The sequence below is a fragment of the Halogeometricum sp. S1BR25-6 genome, from assembly GCF_031624495.1.
Taxonomy (GTDB): Archaea; Halobacteriota; Halobacteria; order Halobacteriales; family Haloferacaceae; genus Halogeometricum; species Halogeometricum salsisoli.
The window spans coordinates 300,789-320,586 of the sequence record NZ_JAMQOP010000005.1; the positions used below are offsets into that span (position 1 = coordinate 300,789).

The following is a 19,798-nucleotide window of genomic DNA, read 5'->3' on the forward strand; positions in this document are numbered from 1 at the left end:
GGCGAGCGGTATCTCGGCTCCGGCGGTGAGTGGCTTCACGATGGTACTGGGGGGGTCGCACCGGTCGCGACGTCTGCTAGGTAGACGGCGAGAGCGGGCATAATCGTTTCTCCCAGCGGGGTCACGGACATCGGACGCGTCGTCCCGTCGGGACATCGCGCTTCGACGGCGTCGGTGTCTCCGGGTCGGTTGGCGCGTCCTCGCCGGGAGTGAACCCTTCGAGACGCCGCCGGACACCGCGAACAGGCGTGATCAGCAGTCTTCTGAGCCGCCGTATCGTTTTCTTTATATTCATATCCCGAAGCGGCCCAACACCGACACGACGCTGAGGACTTTTTCGAGCCACTTCTAGAGGTGGGCTTCTGTTCGGGAGTCCCTATCGTAGGACCGAGCTGCGTCTGCTCAAAGTACGTTCGAGAGCGACAACGGTTTCATGCCACCTCCCACTCGGAACTCCCTTGTTGAATGATCTGATCGCTGGAGAGGATCGCGTCTGCACGCTTTTTGCCGATACCCGAAACCGCCATCAGTTCGTCGAGAGAGGAGATACCGCTCTCTTCGAGACGGGAGACGATTTCCTCAGCAGTCTTCGGTCCGATGTTTGTGACCTCAACCAAAGTGGCGATGGCCGCGTCCCTCTTGTCGGACGGAAGCTTTTCGCTCAGTGACAGCCGCCGCGCGATGACGACTGCGGCCGGGGCCCCTGGCATCACCGCTCGAACCTCTCGCGGACCGACTATTTTCTTCGAACGGTCGACTTTCCAGTTGTTCGGGTTCATCGCGGCATCGTCGGTTGAGGGCGCGCTCCGCTTCATCTTCATCTCGTAGGCCTCTCCGAACACCGCCGTCGGTACCTCTCGCTCGTAGGGGTTCAGATTCGGGTTACCATGTCTCCCGTAGACAAATTGGACTCGATAGCTCACGACCTTGTTCTCTTGGTCGACGGCTTTTTTGATATCACTCTCGAACGCTCGCTCCATCTCTCCGTTGCTTCGGTTCGGGAATGGAGTTAGATTGCGACTGTCGTTAGGCCCGTGAAGTTGATCGCTGAGGAGGTGAGCCTGCACGTAGAATCCTGGCCTGACGGCTTTCACTTTCGTGTATAGCTTGGAACGGTCCCCTCCCGGACTCCTCGGATTCAATCCGCCAGAATTCGTTGAGAGCGGTTGCGCGACCATCACCTTCCCGATCTGATCAGAGGTGGACGTGACCGACTGCGTGACCTGTACTGGGATCTGTGTCGGCGGCCGAGCGTCGCTCTTTCCTCTGTACTTGATGCGCTTCATCAGGTTGTGAATCTGCCTGTAAGCGCGGCTGATGACGCGTCCGCCGCGCTTAGTTATTGGCTGGCCCCGCCGGTCGCCCGACTTCCGTAGACGGGTCCGCTGTTTATTGATGAGCGAAGCGAGGGTCCGTATCTGGGAGAGGGCGCCGCTGTTTTTCCCGTACTCGTCGTCGCTCAACATGCTCTCGGCCTTTAGAATCGATATCTCTCTCTCCGCCTCCTCAACCCACTGAACGAGCGGCGTTCGGTCGGATCTGACGACAAGTTCCGAATCGATCCCGTCGCCCTCGAAGAGCAGTGTGTGCTTTTGATCTCTCACTTCGATAGGTTCCCGAAGCATCCACCACGACTCACGGTCCGTAGATGTCGTAGCTTCGTCTTCGTCACTCTCACTGTCTATACCGAGTCCACTAAGGATGGACTCCATGCCCCGCATTGCCCGGTCGATGAGCCAGTCGATGGCCTCATCGATGACCGCACGAACCGTTCCGACGATCTCGACTATCTTCTCGCCGAGGTCACCGATGCCGAGTTGCTTGGCGAGGAACCCGATGGCGACCGGGATGGCCTTGGCCAGCCCCTCTTCGAGTATTTTCGCCCCCGACTCGAGGTCGCCGCGCGCGACGCTGCCGACGGTGCTGACGTAGTCGTGGACGATGGCGAGGATGTCACGGGCGTACTCTATCGCCGAACTGATGGCGTTGAACACGGCTCTGAAACTGTTGATGATCGCTGTGACGCCGGTGGGGTCGACCAAGCTCAGGAGCCAGGTGGCGGCGCGTTCGACGACGCGCTCCATGATCCACTCTTCGGCCATCTCAAGGACGGAGTCCCAGAGGCCGCTGATCTGTCCCTCGATGTACTCCCAGATGGCGGCGACCCCACGTTCCTGAACGTCCTTCACGAAGTTCCAGATACCGGTCAGCCGATCGATAGCACCGCGGATACGCTCGACGTTCTCCTCGCCGATGCGCTCACCGAGCTTCTCCCAGAGCTTCTCGACGCTGACACCGAGGATGTCGAGCGCGAACGAGAGGACGGACTCCAGCGAAGAGAGGTCCGGCGGTTCGAGGCCGGCATCCCGGAGGCCACGGAAGAGCCACTCGACGAGGCCGCCGCCGAGGTGCGTGAGGGCGTTATCGAAGAAGTTCGAGAAGCCCAGTTTGACGGCTTCGAGCATGTTCGAGAGGAACGCCACCGGGTCGCGCTTGACATCGTCGATGGCTTGCATCACCCGGGCGACGATACCCTGGATCAGGTCGACGGGGAAGTCCATCGCGGCGAGCACGAGGAAGAAAACCTCCCGGAGGACGACGTTGACGAACCCGAGCAGCCGGGAGACGGGTTCTCCGAACCGCGCGACCATCGCCAGCACGGTGTCGAACGGCTCGGCCAGCGCTTCGATGGTGATACTGTCCCAGATCTCTGCGAAGAGGCCGCGAATGAGCTCCCAGCTGATGCCGAGGCGTTCGACCGCGCCTTCGATACGTGCGCCCGCCTCGGCGAGGACCCCCGACTCCGCCAGTTGCTGGTGGATTGCGTGTCCGCCCGGGAGCAGCGTGATGAACCCCCTGACGAGGTTCGCTGCTGTCCGCGGTACCTCCTCACTGGTGAACGGGTTCCGCCCGATGATAACCGTAAGGAGGTCGAAGCCGGGGAGTTCCGAGTCGACGTGTTCGCTCAGCCAACCGAGGAGGGCGTCCTTGACGCGCGCGAACACCTCCTCGGCCACCGTCCAGGCGAACGACCCTACGTCGGCGACGAATTCCAACACCTGCGTCGCCAGCGAGCGGAGGTTAGTCGCCAGATTCAGCAAGTTCTCGGGCTGAATCGCTTTCCACGCCTCCGTGAACAGGTCACCCAACCGATCGATGAGCCCCGTGAACGTCTCTATCTGCGTCGTCAGCCACTTCGCCGTCTCCTCAACGGTCCCCTGCTCGCGCATCCGTTCGAGGTGTTCCTCTTTATCGATGAACAGCAGGAAGTCCTCAAGTATCTCCGTCGGGGTCGCCTCAACCTCCTCGTCGCGGAGCGGATCGTAACCGAGGACCTTCTTCACGAGCGGCCACAGACCGTTCTCCGTCAGGAACCCCTCGGCGACGCCGATAGCCGCCTCCTTGACCAACTCGACAATCCGGTCGACGGTCGACCAGAAGAATTCTTTCACTTCCCCGTACAGGGGTGTGAATTTCTCTTCGATGATGTCGAACGTGTCGAATACGTCTAGGAGACCGATTTCGTCGGCCGCCGCCTTCAGCGTGTCCCAGACGCGCTTCAGCGTGATGTCCGGGGCGTTCTTGCGTATCCACTCGAACGCCTCCTGCACTACCTCGTATTCCTTCAATGCGTCGTAGACGTCGGCGCCGAACGGCAGCAGTTCGACGAACCCTTGAAACAGATTCTCCGCATTGAACACCACGTCGGAGTCCGACACTGGGTTGTACCCGACAAGCACGGTCACTAGGGTGAAACCGGGGATGCGCCTCGCTATCTTCTTCGCATCGATTCCTGGTAGATCGTCAAGGCTGAACCGCTGCACCTGTGGGACAGTCGCGGGTGCTTCGTCCTGTTGGACGACGTGCGTCGCCTCGTGCGCCATCAGACCGAGGTCGTACGTCGACTCACCCCTCCCGAGGAAGATGTGGTTCCGATGCGTGAACGCCCGCGCGTGGAGGCTCCGCACCGCCGTCGCGGCCGTCGTGTCGGTGTGGACTCGCACGCCGCTTAGGTCCGCCCCAAGCCGCGGTTCGACGCGGCGTCGAACGCTCTCCGGGACGGGAGCGCCGCCGCCCGGACGGCGAACCGCCGCGACCGTCTCGGGTGGGACATCCTCCTTCTCACCCCATGGACCGCTCCGCCGCGTCTGCAGGAGTTCATCCTCCTCCTCGTCCGTTTCGACAATCGCTCGACGGGCCGCTTCACTCCACCCGTCCGCGGGGAGCGTCGAAATCACGGGCGCGGGAGCGTTCGTCGTTACCGCGCGCGCGACAGCGTCCGCCTCGCGTTCGTATCGACCGGCCGGTTGCCCGACCCGGAGCTTCGGGAAGACGCCGTGCGCCGCCGGTCCGCCGGTCGGCGACGACGGTGACGGCGGCACCGGTGGTGCCTCAGGCGCCGGAAGGGTGGCCGTCATCTGCACTGTCGTATTCGGCATCTCATCTCGTTTGATCGATTCCTCGGACTCCCGATCGTCCCGTGGCTCCGACGCTCGATTTCCTGCGTTCTCGCTCTTCGACCGCGACTCGGTCGAGTGCGACGCCGGGGACGTCTGTGACGTCGAAGCCGCGCACGACGGAGACGACATTGCGGCCAGACCCGCGGGGCCACTGCCTTTCCGACGGAGCGCTTGGACAGCCCGGTTACCCGCCGTCTGCTGGAGTTGAACGATGGACGCGGCGTGGATTCCGCCGTCGACGGCGTCGCCGCGACGCGTCGCGGCAGACCGCTCCTCACTTCGTGCGTTCGGGTTCGTCCGTCCGCTCCGTCGGGTCCGTGCCGCTTCGTCCGACGTGCCGCGGGTTCGTTCGGTTCTCATGGTCTCACGTCGGATCCTCCCAGTAGTTGCCGAACGCTTCGGGGGAGACCAGCGTCCCAGTCTTCTGTAACTCGCGTTTCACCGCTTTGACGACGTGCGCCATCCGCACGCTTTCGCCCGCGTCGGCGGCCATGAACGCGGCGGTCAGCGCGGCGTTCTTCACGTTGCCGCCGGTCAGTTCCAGCGTCGAGAGGAACTCGAAGTCGAGTTCCTCGACCGGCGTCTCCGGGGGAAACACACTGCGCCATATCCCCTCGCGCGCCGCCCGAGTCGGGCGGGGGAACTCCACGCACAGGTGGATACGGCGGGTGAACGCCTCGTCGATGTTACGCTTGAAGTTCGTCGTGAGGACGACGACGCCGTCGTACGCCTCGACGCGCTGGAGAAGATAGTTCACCTCGACGTTCGCGTAGCGGTCGTGCGCGTCCCGAACCTCCGAGCGCTTGCCGAACAGCGCGTCGGCCTCGTCGAACAGCAACACAGCGTCGCCCTTCCCCGCTTCGTCGAAGACGCGACCGAGGTTCTTCTCCGTCTCGCCGACGTACTTGCTCACGACCGAGGAGAGATCAACGCGGTAGAGGTCGAGTCCCGCCTCTCGGGCGACGATGCTCGCCGCCATCGTCTTGCCGGTTCCTGAGGGGCCGCTGAAGAGCGCGATGAGCCCGGTACCGGCGGCGTAGCGCTCGGCGAACCCCCAGTCGTCGTAGACGGTTCCACGATGGGCGACGTGGGCGGCCACTTCGCGGAGTTGCACCATCTGTTCGGGCGGGAGGACGATGTCTTCCCACGCGTACGGCTGCGGGACTGCCTGCGCGAGGTCGGTCAGCGACCCGCCCGCCTGGTGTCGACAGGCGTCGTACAGTGCCGCGACGCTCGGCTCCTCTCCGTCCGTCGTCTGACGAGCGGTCTCGACGGCGTCGCGAATCGCACCGGATGTGAGCCGGAATTTCGACGCCAGCGCGTCCGCCTCGTCGTCGCCGACGCCGGTCGACGCGAGCGCCGCCCGCCAGAGTCGTCGCCGAGCCTCAGTGCCGGGGACCGACAGCGCCAGCGCCGTGAAGACGTGCGTCGACGGTGGCGTCTGTGGCTGCCATTCGGTTCCACCCGAGAGCACGACCGGGCCGGGGAACTCGTCCACCGCCCCGGCGAGGCGTTCCCGCTCGTCGTGCGACAGTGAGTCGAAGTTTCGCACCGAGAGAGCGGCCCCCCGAAGCAGCCCTTCACGCCCGACGCGGGCGAGCGTCGTCGAGAGTCCGAGCGGCGCGTCGGTTAGCTGCGAGGCATCGATGGCGAGCAACGCCGCGTCGCGGGCACGACTGCGACTCACCGCGGCCGCCACCGCATGCCGACCGGACCCGCGCGGGCCCCAAGCGTACGCCATCGGCGGACGGGATTCCCCCCTCGTCCGCGAATCGGGGTCGGGCAGCGGGTTCGAGTTCCGCACGCGGTGGTCGGACTCCGCGTCGAGAAGTCGGTCCAGTGCGGTCCGCGCGCATGTCGAAAGTCCGAGCGTCCGCGTGAGGTCTGAGCCGTCAGCGGAGACGTCATCGGCGACGACGAGTTCGGCGACGCCGTCGAGTTCCGGGTCGACGTCGTCAGCACCGAGGAGGTACTCTGCGATTCGCTCGTCGACGGTCACCGGGCGGGAGCGGAGCGGTCGCTCGTCGCTCTCGCGGAGTCGAAGCAGGTTGTGGCGCCGGAGCGGACCGCCACGGGCGAACAGCCGCCGGAGGACTGCCGACTCGTCGCCGTCTCGGGCGAGGACAGTGCAGACGAGGCCGATAGTCGGCCGCTTCGCCGTCACGTCGTCGTGCAGGTACGAGTACAGCGTCTCGTAGCGTGCGTCGTGCGTCGGGGCGAATGCGAGTAACAGCGCGTCCACGTCCGCTGCGGAGAGGTCGAACTGGTCCGCCAAGTGGGCAAGGCGAAGGTCTGTCCCGGCCGCGAGCGTACGGCGCACCCTCGCTGCGACGATATCTGCCCGCTCGTCGACGGTCACTAGGAGGTCCGGATTCGGCGGTGGACGTTCGCCCGTCCCCGCTCCGTTCGCTTCGTCGGACCGGACGCGACCCGCGACATCGGCAGGAAATAGCACGTCGACTGTCTCATCGGAGACGTACAGCCCGCGTAACTCGTCCACGACGCCGTCTCCAGCCGCCCACCACGTTTCTAGGTGGTATCGGAGGAGGATATCGAGTCGTTCCAGCGCGTCGCGGATGTGGTCGGTGCTGTCGACGTACGGTTCCACCGCGAGAGAGGAATCCGTCCATCTGTCGGTCACGCTCGCCACCCCAGAACGTCGGGAAGATCGACAGCGGACGGATGTCCGCTGGTAGCTGCATCTAAACCGCCCGAAACGCCACGGTTCCGCGTCCGCTCTCCGGCATCGACGCTATCGGCGAGGCGTCCGAGATGGGGGAGAGTGATGGCGGTCATCGACGGTCACGTCGGCGGGAGCCCCTCGACTTTGCTGACTCCCTCGTGGGCGAGTTCGAGCGTCTCAAGCGCGACGGCGGACTGCTCGGCGCTGAACTCTGGTCCGGTCCACTTGACGGGGTAGGCCGAGGCGAACGACCATCCCCACACGCGGTCGTCGGGGCCAGGGGCGTCCTGCAGGTAGACGTCGACTCGCTTGCGGGTGACACTGCCGTTGGCGACGGCCCAAATCCAGCTCCAGAAGCCGACGTAGTCCGTCAGCCCCCGCTTGAGGACGAGGTTCTGGTGGCCGATGCGCGTCGGAAGCTTGTGGCTGAACCCGTTCTGTCCGCCCTCCTCCACCTCCTGCGGTTGCATCTCCATCGACAGCCCGCTCACGCCAGAGAACCCGCCGGCGACGACGGAGTCTATCTCGACGACGAACCGGTGACCGAGGTACGGGTCGGACCGCTCTTCGGTCGTCACTAGAGATCACCGAGATCCAGCAGGTTGGTCGTCCCGTTCGTCGCACCGTCGAAGGCGGCACCACCACCGCTCCCCGGCTCGACGTTCATCCGCTCGTTGATGCGGCTTATCTCCTCACACCAGCGACGGCGCTCCCAGTGCGGCAGGTTGAGTACGTCGTCGTGCGACCAGTTGAAATGGTACGCGACGAACGAAACCTCCTCGTACAACTGGTCGAGCGGATAGCGCGTCACGGTCGCGAGTTTCCCGAGGGCGAGGTGACGGCAGTGGTGTCGCCGGAGTCGTCACCCTCGTCGGAATCGCCGGCGGCACTGGACCTTCCCGCCGACTCAGCGGGGGCGAGTTCGTCGTCCGCCCCCACGTCGAACGACCCGTCTGCGGCCGCCGCGGTCGGGTGCAGTTCCACCTCGTGCTCTTCGCCGCATGCCGGGCAGACGGCGTCAACGACATCCGCCCCGCGGCTGTTCACCCTAACGTAGAGGTCCTGTAGGTAGCCCAAGTCGGTCACGAACAGGTTCTCTACGACGCTCGGCGAGACGTCGTCGAGGCTGCCGAGTTGCGTGACGACGCGTGAGATGAGGATGACAGTCAGGTACGACTCGTTCGAGCGGACGCGCGGGTCCTTCAGCGGGAGAATCTCGTCGGCGGCCGTGGCGAGGCGCATCACACCGTCGCGGTGGAGCGTCCCCTCGTCGTCGACGTAGCCACTCGGGAGCGTGAACTCGAACTCGGTCTGGAGCATCCCACTCATGCGGTCCGCTCCATGCCCTCGTGGACGAGTTCGAGCGATTCGATGGCGACGTTGTTCTCGGTCGCGTTCATGTCGGGGGCGTCGTACTGGCGCGGCCACGCGTTCGTGAACTCATAGCGCGGGCCGGGGTTGCCCTCCTCGTCGAGGACGATGAGGGCGACGTTGCGCCGAGCGTCGTCGACCTGTCCGTTCGTGACGGCCTGCCGCCACTCGAACAGTTCGGTCGATTCAGTGATGCCGGTCTGCAGCGTGAGGTTGCCGTACGCGGTGCGACCCGCGAGCTTTCTGTTTGTGGCGGGTTCGTCGCCGTTGCGGTACTCAACTAACTCCGTCTGCACTTCGGGGACGGTCGCCTGGCTGAATCCGGCCTGCGTGATGCCGTCTATCTCGAGGAGGAAGCGGAAGTTTCGGAATGGTCCGTGTCTGTCTGGCATGGGTGATTATTTCGTGTTCGTGGTTGGTGTATTCGTCGTGCGGTCGGGGGTGGTTGCCGGGTGTGATGACCGGCAACCGGATCAGTTGGGGAACATCGTCAGTTCGCGGCATCCCCCGTCCACTGCGCGATTCTGATGATGACGAACTCGGCGGGTTTCACCGGCGCGACGCCGACGAGGATCTTTAATCGCCCGTTGTCGATATCGTCCTGTGTCATCGTCGTCCGGTCACACTTGACGAAGAACGCCTCCTCGGGCGTCGCCCCCTGCAACGCGCCATCACGCCACGTGGTGGTGAGGAAGCCGCTGATACTCTGCCTGACGCGCGCCCAGAGCGGTTCGTCGTTCGGTTCGAAAACGACGTGCTGGGTGCCCTCGTCGAGCGACTCCTCGATGTAGAGCATCAGCCGACGCACGTTGACGTAACGGTCGGCGGCGTCGCTCGACGTGGTCCGGGCGCCCCAGACGCGCACACCGCGCCCCGGGAAGCTCCGAATGCAGTTGACGCCCTTCGGATTGAGGACGTCCTGGTCGCCCTTCGAGACGTTCTTCTGGAGGCCGATGGCGCCGCGAACCACCTCGTTTGCGGGCGCTTTGTGGACACCGCGTTCCGCGTCGGTTCGGGCGTAGACGCCCGTAATGTGCCCGCCCGGCGGGACAAGTTTCTCCGCATTCGTCGCAGGGTCGGCCACTCGAATCCACGGATAGTAGAACGCCGCGTTACCGGAGTCGACGGGCGGTCGGAGCTTTGACGGGCGGTCGGCTCGTTCCGGCGCTTGGAGGACCGCGAAGCGGTCGCCCATCCGCTCGCAATGGTCGACGAGTTCGTTCGTGAGGTTCGCGACCGTCACCTCGTCTGGTGCGCAGACGATAGCGATGTCGTCCACCTCCTCGAACGCTGCGAGTCCGGTACGCTCGCCCGCTGTCGTTCGCCCCGCGTAGTCGGACAACTGCGCCGACCCACCGGATCCACCGTCGAGCCGAGAGACCGCGGGCGACCCGGGCGCCCCGGTCGCCGGGCGGCCCTCGCCCAGTCGCCGAACCGTGACGAGGTTCGAGGTGCCGTTGACGACCTTCTCGTAGTAGTTCCCGTCGGCCTCGTTCACGGAGAGACCGTCGAACACCTCCTCGACCGATGGATCGGGGACGGCGTCGTGTTCGGGGTTGGCGCCGTGGTCGAACGCTGCCTCGGCGTCGGCGTCGCTCCAGTATCGGACGGTGAGGCGGAACGGCGCATCGTCGGAACCGGGTTGTGCACCCAACGCGTCGCTGACGACGAGGGCAACGTTGTTCCCCCAGGGTCCGGGGCCGACGGCGGTCGCTTCGAGGACCGGCGCGTCCGACTCGGTCGATGTCGGTCCGGACGACCTCTCCTCTTCGTCGGCGAGGTTCCCGACAACACGGACCGCGACCAGTCCGTCCGCGGCGGACGTGACGACCGTCGCTCGCTTGGGTTCGTCGTCGTTCGGGGCGAACCGTACCGAGAGGTCGAGGGCGTCGCCCGGCGCGAGCGTCGTCGTTCCCTCCTCGCCGAGGTCAACCGCCGCGGCAAACTCGTCGGTTCCGGTGTCCCCGCCGGCGACGACTTCGACATCTTCCTCGGCAACGGTGACCGCCTCCTCGCCCGTATTCGTAAGAGTGAGCGCCGCCGTCGCCGTCTCTCCGCCGGACACCGAACCGAAGTCGACGCGCCACGGGGACGCGTTGAGGACGCCGTCGCGGGCGCTCCCTTCGAGGCGGACTTCCAGGGGCGTCTCGCCGGCATCCACCTCCAGTGTCGCGTTCTTCTCGCCCGCGCTCTCCGGTTCGAACGTGACCGTGAGCTCGACGGAGTCACCCGGCGCGAGTGTCGTCTCTCCGTCGGATTCGGACGTGACGACGAATTCTTCGTCCTCGGTGTCGGCACCGCCCGAGACGGTCAGGTCGTCGGCGCTGACGACGAGGTCGGTCCTGCCGATGTTCCGCACCGAGAGCGTCTTCGTCGCCGTCTCGCCGACCGCGACGAGTCCTAGTCCGAGTCGGGCGGATCCGCCGAGCATTCCCGGCATAGGATCCCCGGCCGCATTGAGGACCGTCTTCGCCTCTTTCGCATCTTTTGTCACTACCCGACCGACGTAACACCGCTTCCCGCCGTTCCTGAAGAAACCTTCCACGGCGTAGGCGAAGTACTTCGTCTGGAGAGCCCCGCTCTTTCGGTAAAGGTCGAACCCGCCGTACGTCCGCTCAAAGTTTGCGAAGCTGTCGAGCAGCCGCGGCTCCGTCGGACCTCGCTCCGTCTCTCCCAAGAAACCGGCCGTACTCGTACTCACGCCCTCAATTGGTCGCGAGCCGATCTGTACCTCTTCGACGTAGACGCCCGGAGCGAGATACTCGGGCATCTACGACACGCTCCCCGCCGGGTCGGCGTACATACCACTGAGATGATTGAATCCGATATAACATTATCTATTAATCATGTTTGACTAGCGAGAGCGAGACCGACACTGTTTCGCCCTCCGTCACCGTGACTTCGGTCGACTCCGAGACGAGGTCCAGTGTCGGGTGCGTCGCCATCACCGTCAGCGGGTCACCCGCCGGGACGACGACGCGCCGACCGTCCCGTTCGACGACGTCGCGGGCGTCGAGCGGAGGAAGTCCGACGACGAACTCGCCGCGGTCGTCAGTTCGACCAGTCGTATCGAGTCCCGAAAGCGTGATCGTCGCGTCGGCGACCGGTTCCGTCGCCGCCGTGAGTACCCGCCCTCGGACGAGTGTCGCCCATGCGGGGAACCGGTAGGCCGGCGCCGGCGTTAGCGGAACCTCGATGACGGGTGAGAGCGGTTCGAGATCAGCGAGCGTGACCGCCACCTCGGTGGGGAGGAACCGATCCTCACTCGTCACGATGACGGTCCGGGGGTCTTTCGTCTCGTCGAGATCGAAAAAGAGGAAGTGACCGCTCGGCGATGGAACCGGTCTCGCAGCACCCGACAATCGGACCGTCAGTTGGTCGCGGAGGCACGTCCCGGCGAACGCATCGACGGGGCGGACCGCCAGCGAGAGTCGCGCGGTCGAGGTGCCGAGCCGCTCACCGAGACGGTCACTCGCCGGCATCAGTCCCTCCCATGAGGTGGTCGTCCACCCGGCGTTCGACGACGCGCGGCGTCGGGGACGGCGCCTCGGTCGAGACGAACACCGGACCGACGACGCAGACGAGCGAGGGTTGGTAGGGGACGTCGGTGAACGTGTTCCAAACCTCGAACGCGTCGTCGGCTGACTGTGAGTCGACGACGATGCGGAGTTCGCGGTCCTCTGAGAGGGATCCCAACAGGTCAGATCCCGAGACGACCGGATTGTCGGCGAATACCTGTATCGTCCGGCCGAGGACGCGGTGCTGTTCGAGCGACTGTGCCGTCTCGTCTGTTCCGCCATCACTCGAATGGGCGGTCACCAAGTAGTGCAGGTCAAGAGGGACCGACCCCGGGTCCGGCGGTCCGTCGCCGAGGCGATCGCGGTTCCGGAGGTAGGGGTTCACCGCGGTCCGGTAGAGAAACAGTGTGAGTCGAGGGGCGCCGTTCGCTCTGGTCGCGCCGGGCGAGGAGAGGGCGACGTCGTCCGCGTCGAGCAAATCGCGCATCCGACCGCGGAGCAACTTGACGACTGTCTCGCTGGCGTCCGCGACCGCTGTGTACCCCCCCATTGCTACCGACTCCTGCCGGGTGTCGCTTCTGCTCGACTGTTCATACCTTCCCACTTCGCGGGAGGCAAATATAAGCGTAGCCCGACTACGAGACGCGGAGGTTCCGAAGGACTCTGTGGCTCGGGGGGAGACGAAACCGTCCCCGGTTCCGACGCGAAGCGCAGCAGATTCTCTCTCACTGAGTGTGGCGCTCCACCGACCGAGTAGTCGTACAGAATAGATACGGATTACAGAATTATACCTGTAATTGTAAGTATATTTATCTAAGCTATAATACCTTTCCCTAACGTGATTCCACTGTGAGAAGAGGTCACACGACCGTGTCTAACTCGTTTCCGGGTTGAACCGAAGCGGAGAACCGAAGTAGATGCGTACATTCCGCCGCAGCCAGTTCTATCTGCCAAGAAAGTAAATCAAAACAGACCTATTATATTCAAATATGAATATTTTGCGGTCAGTTTGTCAAATCCAGCCCTCAAAAATAGAATTTAGATGAAATAGTTCGACTATTTGAGATCAAAGATTAAAACATAGAAACTAATAGGTATTCTGGAGGATTCTAGGAGTGGCCGGAGAACCTCCCGGACGACGTCTCTTCGAAAGCGACGATCACGGTGGAAAAAACAATAACAATCAGTACGACTACTGGTTAGGGGAGAGCGGGCGGAAGAATGCTTTCTAAGTACAAAGACCGGTCGATTCGGAGAATTAGTTCTCGCTTGTCGGTAAAGTGGATGAACGGTGGTTTACTGGAAACGGTGGTGTAGTGACTATGAATCCGGTTTCCCTAACTCACTGAATATGAGTAGAAGTTGTTCCACTTACAATGGGTTATTAACCAACGAGTGACAACACACCGTTTTCCGTTGGTTAACCAGAGGCGTCTGACAGGTGTCAGACCCCACTATTTCCACTAATAGGCTTACACGATGAGAACTAGCGGGTCTATCTAGCCACCCACCCCCCATAATTTCCAGTAAAGCTAGCGACGAAGGTCTCCTGAACTCTCTTGCTACTTTCTTTTCACGAGAAACAACCGCAATAGTAATATTCTATAGGTCTCTTACGGACTAACTCAAGCGTTGATAACATAAACTTTCCACTAGTTTAGAATTCTTCTCCAGCAGATGGTTCTCTTTCGTGGTGCTTTACTGGAAATAATGGGGAGGGGGTGTTCTGGTCTCCCCCTCAACTGCGTCCCTCTATTGTCTGCTGGTTTGCGTTCTAATGGAGTATACTGGAAATAGTGGGGTCCCTCAAGTATATAAAGAACCATTTACTGGAAATACTGGAACCCTGTGGTTCTTCCTCTCGTGACTGATTACATAGAGTCTCTGTAAGTTACCGGAAACAATGGGGTGGGTTGGCCATCCACGACTTACTGGTTTCACTGGAAATGATGGTTTCATCCGGACGACACGTTGTACAAACGTCGGAACACACTCAAAGTAGAATACGTCCCAGATAACATCGTTGGACGAGACAACAAGATTGAGGAGTACGAAGCGGCTCTGCAGCCAATTATTAACGGTGAATATCCCGACAGCTACACCAGTTTGGTCGCGACTTATCTACCAACGCTACAAAAAACTCTGTGAGTTCCAAGGGCGGGATCCGCGTACCACTCGGCGGATACGTAGCTTCCTGTCTGATTTCGAGATCCTCAATCTGACCCTCTCGCATATGGAACACCGTGGCCAGGACGGTGGAACGTACCGTGAACACCAACTCAACCGCGACATCGCGACCGTCGTTAACGCGCTACAGACGATTATCAGCGAATTCGGCGCCTACCAGAGTATCCTTGAGTATCTTCCCGACTCCGGCGAAGAGTTTGCCCCTATATAGTGTAGAATTTGCCTTATCCATCGCCAATTTTTCATATACGATTCTAATTTATTGTTGGCCGGTCTGGCACAGGACGACACCAAGAACACAGCCGGTTCAATTGGGAGTGAATCATCTACTAAGCACTATTATGGTGTCCGTGGCGTAGAATTTGCTATCAAATTTCAGAGCGTATCTCAGTCGAGTTTGACTGGTGAACAGAACGGAGTCCTACGGACACGACTTCGCTCTCGTCGGAGTGTTTATTAGCTCTGATGGAAATCGTGTGACATGCCTTGTAGTGACGACGCGGTTCGCCGACTGATAGATACATCCGACTCCAGAGTAACGCTCGGAGGGGCGATACGATGAAAGCTATCGCTGTCGAACGAGGGAGCTCTCAACCGACGCTTCTCGACGTTTCTGAACCGATTCCCGACGCGGGAGAGGCTCTTCTCCGGACGCTCCGCGTCGGCATCGACGGCACTGATCGCGAGGTCATCCAAGGCAATCACGGGGGCTACCCGGTGGACGACGACTATCAGATTCTCGGTCACGAGGCCGTTGCTGCCGTCGAGGATCCGAACGGGACTGATTTGAAAGCGGGTCAGCTCGTCGTACCGACAGTTCGCCGTCCATCCGTCGAAACGGACGTCGACGGAGGCGAATACTTCGAGCGTGGTGAACCCGATATGGCGCCCGACGGCGCGTACGTCGAACGCGGTATCGTCGGCGCGCACGGCTATATGTCGGAGTTCTTTGTGAGTTCACCCGAGTTCCTCGTTCCCGTTCCCGATTCGTACGCAGAATACGGGTTCCTCGTCGAACCGATATCGAACTCCGAGAAGGCGTTCGAGCACGCGTTCGCCGCCCGATCAGCGTTCGAATGGACGCCCGAGAGCGCCCTCGTCCTCGGAAACGGACCGCTCGGACTGCTCACGCTCGCTATGCTGGAGACGGATACCTCGCCGTTCGAACGGAACTACTGTCTCGGCCGGCGGGACAGGCCCGACCCCTCTATCGACATCATTGAGCGACTCGGCGGTACCTACGTTGATTCCCGTGAAACGCCCGTCGACAGGGTGGCCGAGGCGTTCGAACCGATGGACTTCGTCTACGAGGCGACGGGATATGCGAAGCACGCCTTCCAGACCGTCGACGCCCTCGCACCAAACGGCGTCGGTGCCCTCCTCGGCATCCCGAACGACTGGGCGTTCGAGGTAGATGGCGGGCGGCTCCACCGCGAACTCGTCTTGGAAAACAAGGCGCTGTTCGGGAGCGTCAACTCGAACATCGGACAATACGAGGCCGCGAGGGAGCGACTCTCCGAGTTCCCCGACTGGTTCCTCGACGCGTTCGTCACCGGCGTTTACGCACCCCAGGAGGTGGAGTCAGCGTTCGAGACGGGTGAGGATGTAATAAAGACGGTCGTCGAGTTCGACACCCCGTGACCGTTCGCGAGGTGGTGCGCGAAAGAGACGAGGAGAGCTACTTCAAGGCGTTCTACTTCCTCTACTTCGCCGCCTGGAGCGGGTTCGTCGTGTTCCGAAACGCCTACTTCGAGGATATTGGCATGACCGGTGCCGAGATGGGGACTATTGGGTTTCTGCTCCGCACGGCGGGCATTCTTGCGCTTCCCGCGTGGGGGCTGCTCGGTGACCGATACGGCGCACAGAAGACGATTCTGCTCGCCAGCGTCGTCACTTCGGGTGTACTCGGAGCGGTCTATCCGAGTGCTGCGTCGGTGTTCCCCCTCCTCGCTCTCGTCTCCGTCGCGTTCGCTGCGTTCCGTGCACCGGTCAAGCCCGTCGCCAACGCGATGGTGCTCTCGACAGGTGTGCCGTACGGGACCGTCCGCGCTTACGGGAGCGTCGCGTTCGGCGTCGCTGCCCTCGGGTTCGGTCTCATCAGTTCGCATGTCGGTACTGCCGCTGTCTTCTACGGTTTCGGCGTCGGGATGGCCGTCCTCGCTGTCATCCTCCTGCGCATCCCCGTCGAGAATCGCCCGCCGACGGAGAGCGTCGGTCTCCGCGCCATCTCCCTTGTGCGGAACCGGAACTTCGCCGCGTTGTTGGTCGCTGCCTTCCTTATGGGCGCAATGTTCCCGGCGGGGAGCGCGTATCTCTCTGTCCTCGTGCGGAGCCTCGGCGGAAGCGACGCAATAACCGGCCTCTCCGTTGCCGCGAAGACGGCCGGGGAGGCCGTCGTCTTCCTTTACGCCGCGCGCTTTGCGACGACGTACCGCCGCCTGCTCGTCGTCGGAGCGGGGTGTCACGTCCTCACGTTCGCGTTCTACGCCACTGCACCTCCGCCGACGTTCGTTGTCGCCGCCCAACTGCTCCTCGGCGTCGGCTACGCCGCGTTCATGCTCGCGGCGGTGAATCTCGCGGCCGAGCTTGCTCCCCTCTCACTCGGGTCGACGGCGCAGACGTTCCTCACTGGATTCGGCTTCGTCGCCGGGTCCGCACTGGGCGAACTCGCTTCAGGCCACCTGCTGGATCTCGTCGGTGTCCAATCGATGTACCAGTACGTCGCCGTCGTCGGCGTGGTCGTCGTCGCGGTGACCGGACTGCTTGACGGGTCACTCGGTGCCGACGGACTGATCCCGACGGACAGTTGAACCACCTGTCCCTCACGGTTGTTTTGCTGGTTTCCAACAACTGATAGACGTTGCGCGGTACCGTACGACCGACAACGATGGACTCACTCTCCGTCGCCATCGTCGGGGCCGGCAACCGCGGCGCGGCGCATATCGAAACTGTGTACAGTCAGACCGACAGCGCGGACGTCGCCACTGTCGTTGACATCGACGAGGAACGAGCCTCGGCGTTCGCGGATCGTTACGGCGTCCCAACGACGCACACGGACTACCGAGACGCCCTCGACGACGACTCCCTTGACATCGTCGACATCTGTGTCCACAACAACCTCCACGCCCCTATCGCCGTCGACGCTCTTGACGCCGGCAAGCACGTCTACAGCGAGAAACCGATGGCCGGAAGCTACGCCGACGCCGAGGCGATGTACGAAGCAGCCGAGCGCAACGACCGGGAACTCGCAGTCCAGAACGTCTATCTCTACGCCGCTGAGACCCGGGCGGCGAAACGCCTTATCGACGACGGCCGCCTCGGGTCGCTGTACTACGGCCACGCGGCCTACAAGCGCGTCCGCGGCCGACCGTACATCAACGGCTACGGCACCGCATCGTTCCAACAGGAGGCAACCGCCGGCGGTGGCCCCGTCTACGACCTCGGGACGTACCCCATCGGTCAACTACTCTACCTCCTCGGCAACCCAGACGTCGAACGGGTGAGCGGCGCGACATTCGACGGAACGGACGAACTCTTCTCGGAGGAACACGTCGGTGACAACCTCGACCGATACGAGAGCCGTCTCTCCGAAGGCGATCCGATGGAGGACGTGGGATTCGGCTTCGTTCGCCTCGCGGACGGCAAGATTCTCACCGTGGAGGCGGCGTGGGGGATGTTCGCCGATGACTCCGATACCAGCGCCGTCGTCGGCGCAACGGGCGGCATCGAACTCGACCCGTTTGAGTTCCGCACAACGATGGCCGACACGGAACTGTCGGCGACAGTCGAAGTCGACGACTTCGCTCGCCGTGAGCGTCGGTTCGCTGCGGACGACCCCGCGCAGAACGCCGACCTTTGGGACAACGACCTCTACCAGTGGATCCGCGGAATCCAAGAGGATGACTCGGCGATTCCCACTGCCGAAATCGCGCTGAACTCGATGCTCGTGATGGAAGGCATCTACTTATCGAACGAATTCGGTCGAGAAGTTACCGCCGAAGAGGTGAAGGACCACTCGAAGTCGACGGCGTTGGACCCCTGAGTCAAGCCTCCGCCGTTACCGCTCTACCTCCGCCGCTGTGCTTCCGTCTCATCTCTGCCACGTCGCGTCCTCGTCCAGTGGGTACGTCGGGCGCGGGACACGTTCGTACGGCAGGTCAGCGAGTTGTTGGTTCGTCTCTCCGGGCGTCAGTGCGAACAGTCGCCGCGCGGCCGCCTCCTTCCACGCCGGACTCAGGTATCCGCTCTTCAGGGCGATGACAGCCCGCGTCGCCGGATCGACGCCGAGTCGGCGAACGAACTCGGGGTCGCGGTGGACGTTCGTCCGGCGGTCCGCGACGATCACATCTACGCCGTCAAGCGACACGAGGACCGTCTGTGCACCTTCTTCCTCACGGAACGCGACTGGCGTTCCCGTCGTTTCGAGCGGTTCCCCGCTGGGATACAACCGCCCGAGCGAGAGTCTCACGTCTTCTCCTCTGCCCGCCTCACGGCACGCCTCGTAGCATTCGACGTCGGCGACGACGGCGACGAGCGGAGTTCCGAGATCATCGCGAGCCAGCATCGCAGCGAGGAGATTCGTCGTGTTTTCGCCCGCGCCCGCGCCAGGGATGTCGCCCGTGTCGGCAACGACGACGGGCCGCGCATCCGTTTCTGCTGCCTCGTCCAGTGCGGTTCCAGGGTCGTACGCCTCGGTCGTGAAGTCGAACTCGTCGCGCCGACGCCAGAACTCTTCCGCGAGGTCCGTCGCCACCTCTTCGACAACGACCTGCGCCCCGGCAGCGCCGGTGACGAGAGCGTGACATCCCGCGTGCGGCGAGTCGGCCCACGGGAACCCCAAAAAGTAGTTTGCGTCGTAAACTCCCTCTCGTCCGTCCGCGTCTTCGAGCAGTCCGACCAGCGTGCACATCGGTTCGGCCTCGGACTCGGATCGCTCGCCGGCTAGCAGCATCGGGAACGGCTCCCAGCCGAGGGCGAGGTCCGTGTCGCCGTTGAGGGCATCGAGGAGCAGGGTCGCCGCGCGCACGCCCGTCTCGACAACGTCAGTGTGCGGCGCAGTGCGGTAGCCTGCAACGCCGTCGAGGTGCTCGACCATCCGCTCCGTCACCGTCGCGTGCATGTCCAGCGCGGCGGTTATCATCGTGTTTGGACCGACGGTGTTCCGGATCGCAGCTAGAAGGTTACCCTCCGGGTCGGGTTCGTCGGCGACGAACATCGAGCCGTGGAGGTCGAGACAAACCCCGTCGACACTCTCGCCGTCGAGGGCGTCGAGGAACTCACGCTTCATCCACTCGTACGCCTCGGTTTCGACGGTCGGGGCGGGGAGCGCGCTCGCTCCGACAGTCGGCAGTATCTCGACGCCCGCATCGTCCAGTGTCTCAACGATACCGCCGATGGAACGTCCAACACGGTCGGTTGTCAGTAGGTCGGAACCAACGGCGGTGTCGAACGTCTCGAGGCTGGTCGTCCCCATAGCGAACGTGTTCGTCTCGTGGCTCATCGCTCCGACTGCGATTTTCATACCGGGAGATATGCGAGGCACCCTCATGAATCGTCCCCTGACGGCAGTCCCCGGGATC

The 19,798-nt window shown here is 62.9% G+C and carries 14 protein-coding genes; 4 read left to right on the forward strand and 10 right to left on the reverse strand.

Going from position 1 to position 19,798, the window contains the following annotated elements; genetic code table 11:
- Nucleotides 1-431: 431 nt before the first annotated feature.
- The 9 genes from NDI76_RS20585 to NDI76_RS20625 form a co-directional block, all read right to left on the reverse strand.
- Complete coding sequence (locus NDI76_RS20585; protein ID WP_310926048.1) at nt 432-4,439, reverse strand: eCIS core domain-containing protein; 4,008 nt, start codon at nt 4,437-4,439, stop codon at nt 432-434.
- A gap of 385 nt (nt 4,440-4,824) precedes the next feature.
- Entirely contained in the window at nt 4,825-7,101 is a 2,277-nt protein-coding gene (locus tag NDI76_RS20590) for an ATP-binding protein (protein WP_310926049.1), read from the reverse strand.
- Between the two features lie 161 nt (nt 7,102-7,262).
- Complete coding sequence (locus tag NDI76_RS20595) at nt 7,263-7,721, reverse strand: phage tail protein (RefSeq protein WP_310926050.1); 459 nt, start codon at nt 7,719-7,721, stop codon at nt 7,263-7,265.
- On the reverse strand, nt 7,721-7,954 hold the full coding sequence (locus tag NDI76_RS20600; protein ID WP_310926051.1) for a DUF6760 family protein: 234 nt from the start codon (nt 7,952-7,954) through the stop codon (nt 7,721-7,723). The genes NDI76_RS20595 and NDI76_RS20600 overlap by 1 nt, the downstream gene beginning before the upstream one ends.
- The gene (locus NDI76_RS20605; protein ID WP_310926052.1) at nt 7,951-8,472 is read right to left on the reverse strand and encodes a hypothetical protein; all 522 of its coding nucleotides are present in this window, start codon (nt 8,470-8,472) and stop codon (nt 7,951-7,953) included. Before NDI76_RS20605 ends, NDI76_RS20600 begins: the two co-directional genes overlap by 4 nt.
- Nucleotides 8,469-8,906, reverse strand: a complete 438-nt coding sequence (locus NDI76_RS20610; RefSeq protein WP_310926053.1) for a phage tail protein — start codon at nt 8,904-8,906, stop codon at nt 8,469-8,471. Before NDI76_RS20610 ends, NDI76_RS20605 begins: the two co-directional genes overlap by 4 nt.
- 98 nt (nt 8,907-9,004) lie before the next feature.
- Nucleotides 9,005-10,954, reverse strand: a complete 1,950-nt coding sequence (locus tag NDI76_RS20615; protein ID WP_310926054.1) for a choice-of-anchor D domain-containing protein — start codon at nt 10,952-10,954, stop codon at nt 9,005-9,007.
- 400 nt (nt 10,955-11,354) lie between these two features.
- On the reverse strand, nt 11,355-11,996 hold the full coding sequence (locus tag NDI76_RS20620; protein WP_310926055.1) for a carboxypeptidase-like regulatory domain-containing protein: 642 nt from the start codon (nt 11,994-11,996) through the stop codon (nt 11,355-11,357).
- The gene (locus tag NDI76_RS20625; protein WP_310926056.1) at nt 11,983-12,582 is read right to left on the reverse strand and encodes a Pvc16 family protein; all 600 of its coding nucleotides are present in this window, start codon (nt 12,580-12,582) and stop codon (nt 11,983-11,985) included. Before NDI76_RS20625 ends, NDI76_RS20620 begins: the two co-directional genes overlap by 14 nt.
- A gap of 1,473 nt (nt 12,583-14,055) precedes the next feature.
- On the opposite strand from NDI76_RS20625, the gene NDI76_RS20630 reads away from it, so the two are divergent.
- The 4 genes from NDI76_RS20630 to NDI76_RS20645 all read left to right on the forward strand — a co-directional run bounded on the left by NDI76_RS20630 (nt 14,056) and on the right by NDI76_RS20645 (nt 18,261).
- Nucleotides 14,056-14,430 carry a hypothetical protein gene (locus tag NDI76_RS20630; RefSeq protein ID WP_425498397.1) on the forward strand — a complete coding sequence of 125 codons (375 nt, stop codon included), beginning with the start codon at nt 14,056-14,058 and terminating at the stop codon, nt 14,428-14,430.
- A 347-nt stretch (nt 14,431-14,777) separates the two neighbouring features.
- Nucleotides 14,778-15,860, forward strand: a complete 1,083-nt coding sequence (locus NDI76_RS20635; protein WP_310926057.1) for a glucose 1-dehydrogenase — start codon at nt 14,778-14,780, stop codon at nt 15,858-15,860.
- Nucleotides 15,857-17,029: an MFS transporter gene (locus tag NDI76_RS20640; protein WP_310926058.1), complete on the forward strand. Its 1,173-nt coding sequence runs from the start codon at nt 15,857-15,859 to the stop codon at nt 17,027-17,029. Before NDI76_RS20635 ends, NDI76_RS20640 begins: the two co-directional genes overlap by 4 nt.
- A 77-nt stretch (nt 17,030-17,106) precedes the next feature.
- Nucleotides 17,107-18,261 carry a Gfo/Idh/MocA family protein gene (locus tag NDI76_RS20645; protein WP_310926059.1) on the forward strand — a complete coding sequence of 385 codons (1,155 nt, stop codon included), beginning with the start codon at nt 17,107-17,109 and terminating at the stop codon, nt 18,259-18,261.
- Nucleotides 18,262-18,309: 48 nt separating this feature from the next.
- Here the strand turns inward: NDI76_RS20645 and NDI76_RS20650 are convergent, their stop codons facing one another.
- A complete protein-coding gene (locus NDI76_RS20650; protein ID WP_310926061.1) occupies nt 18,310-19,740 on the reverse strand; it encodes a M81 family metallopeptidase in 1,431 nt (476 codons plus the stop codon).
- Between the last annotated feature and the right edge of the window lie 58 nt (nt 19,741-19,798).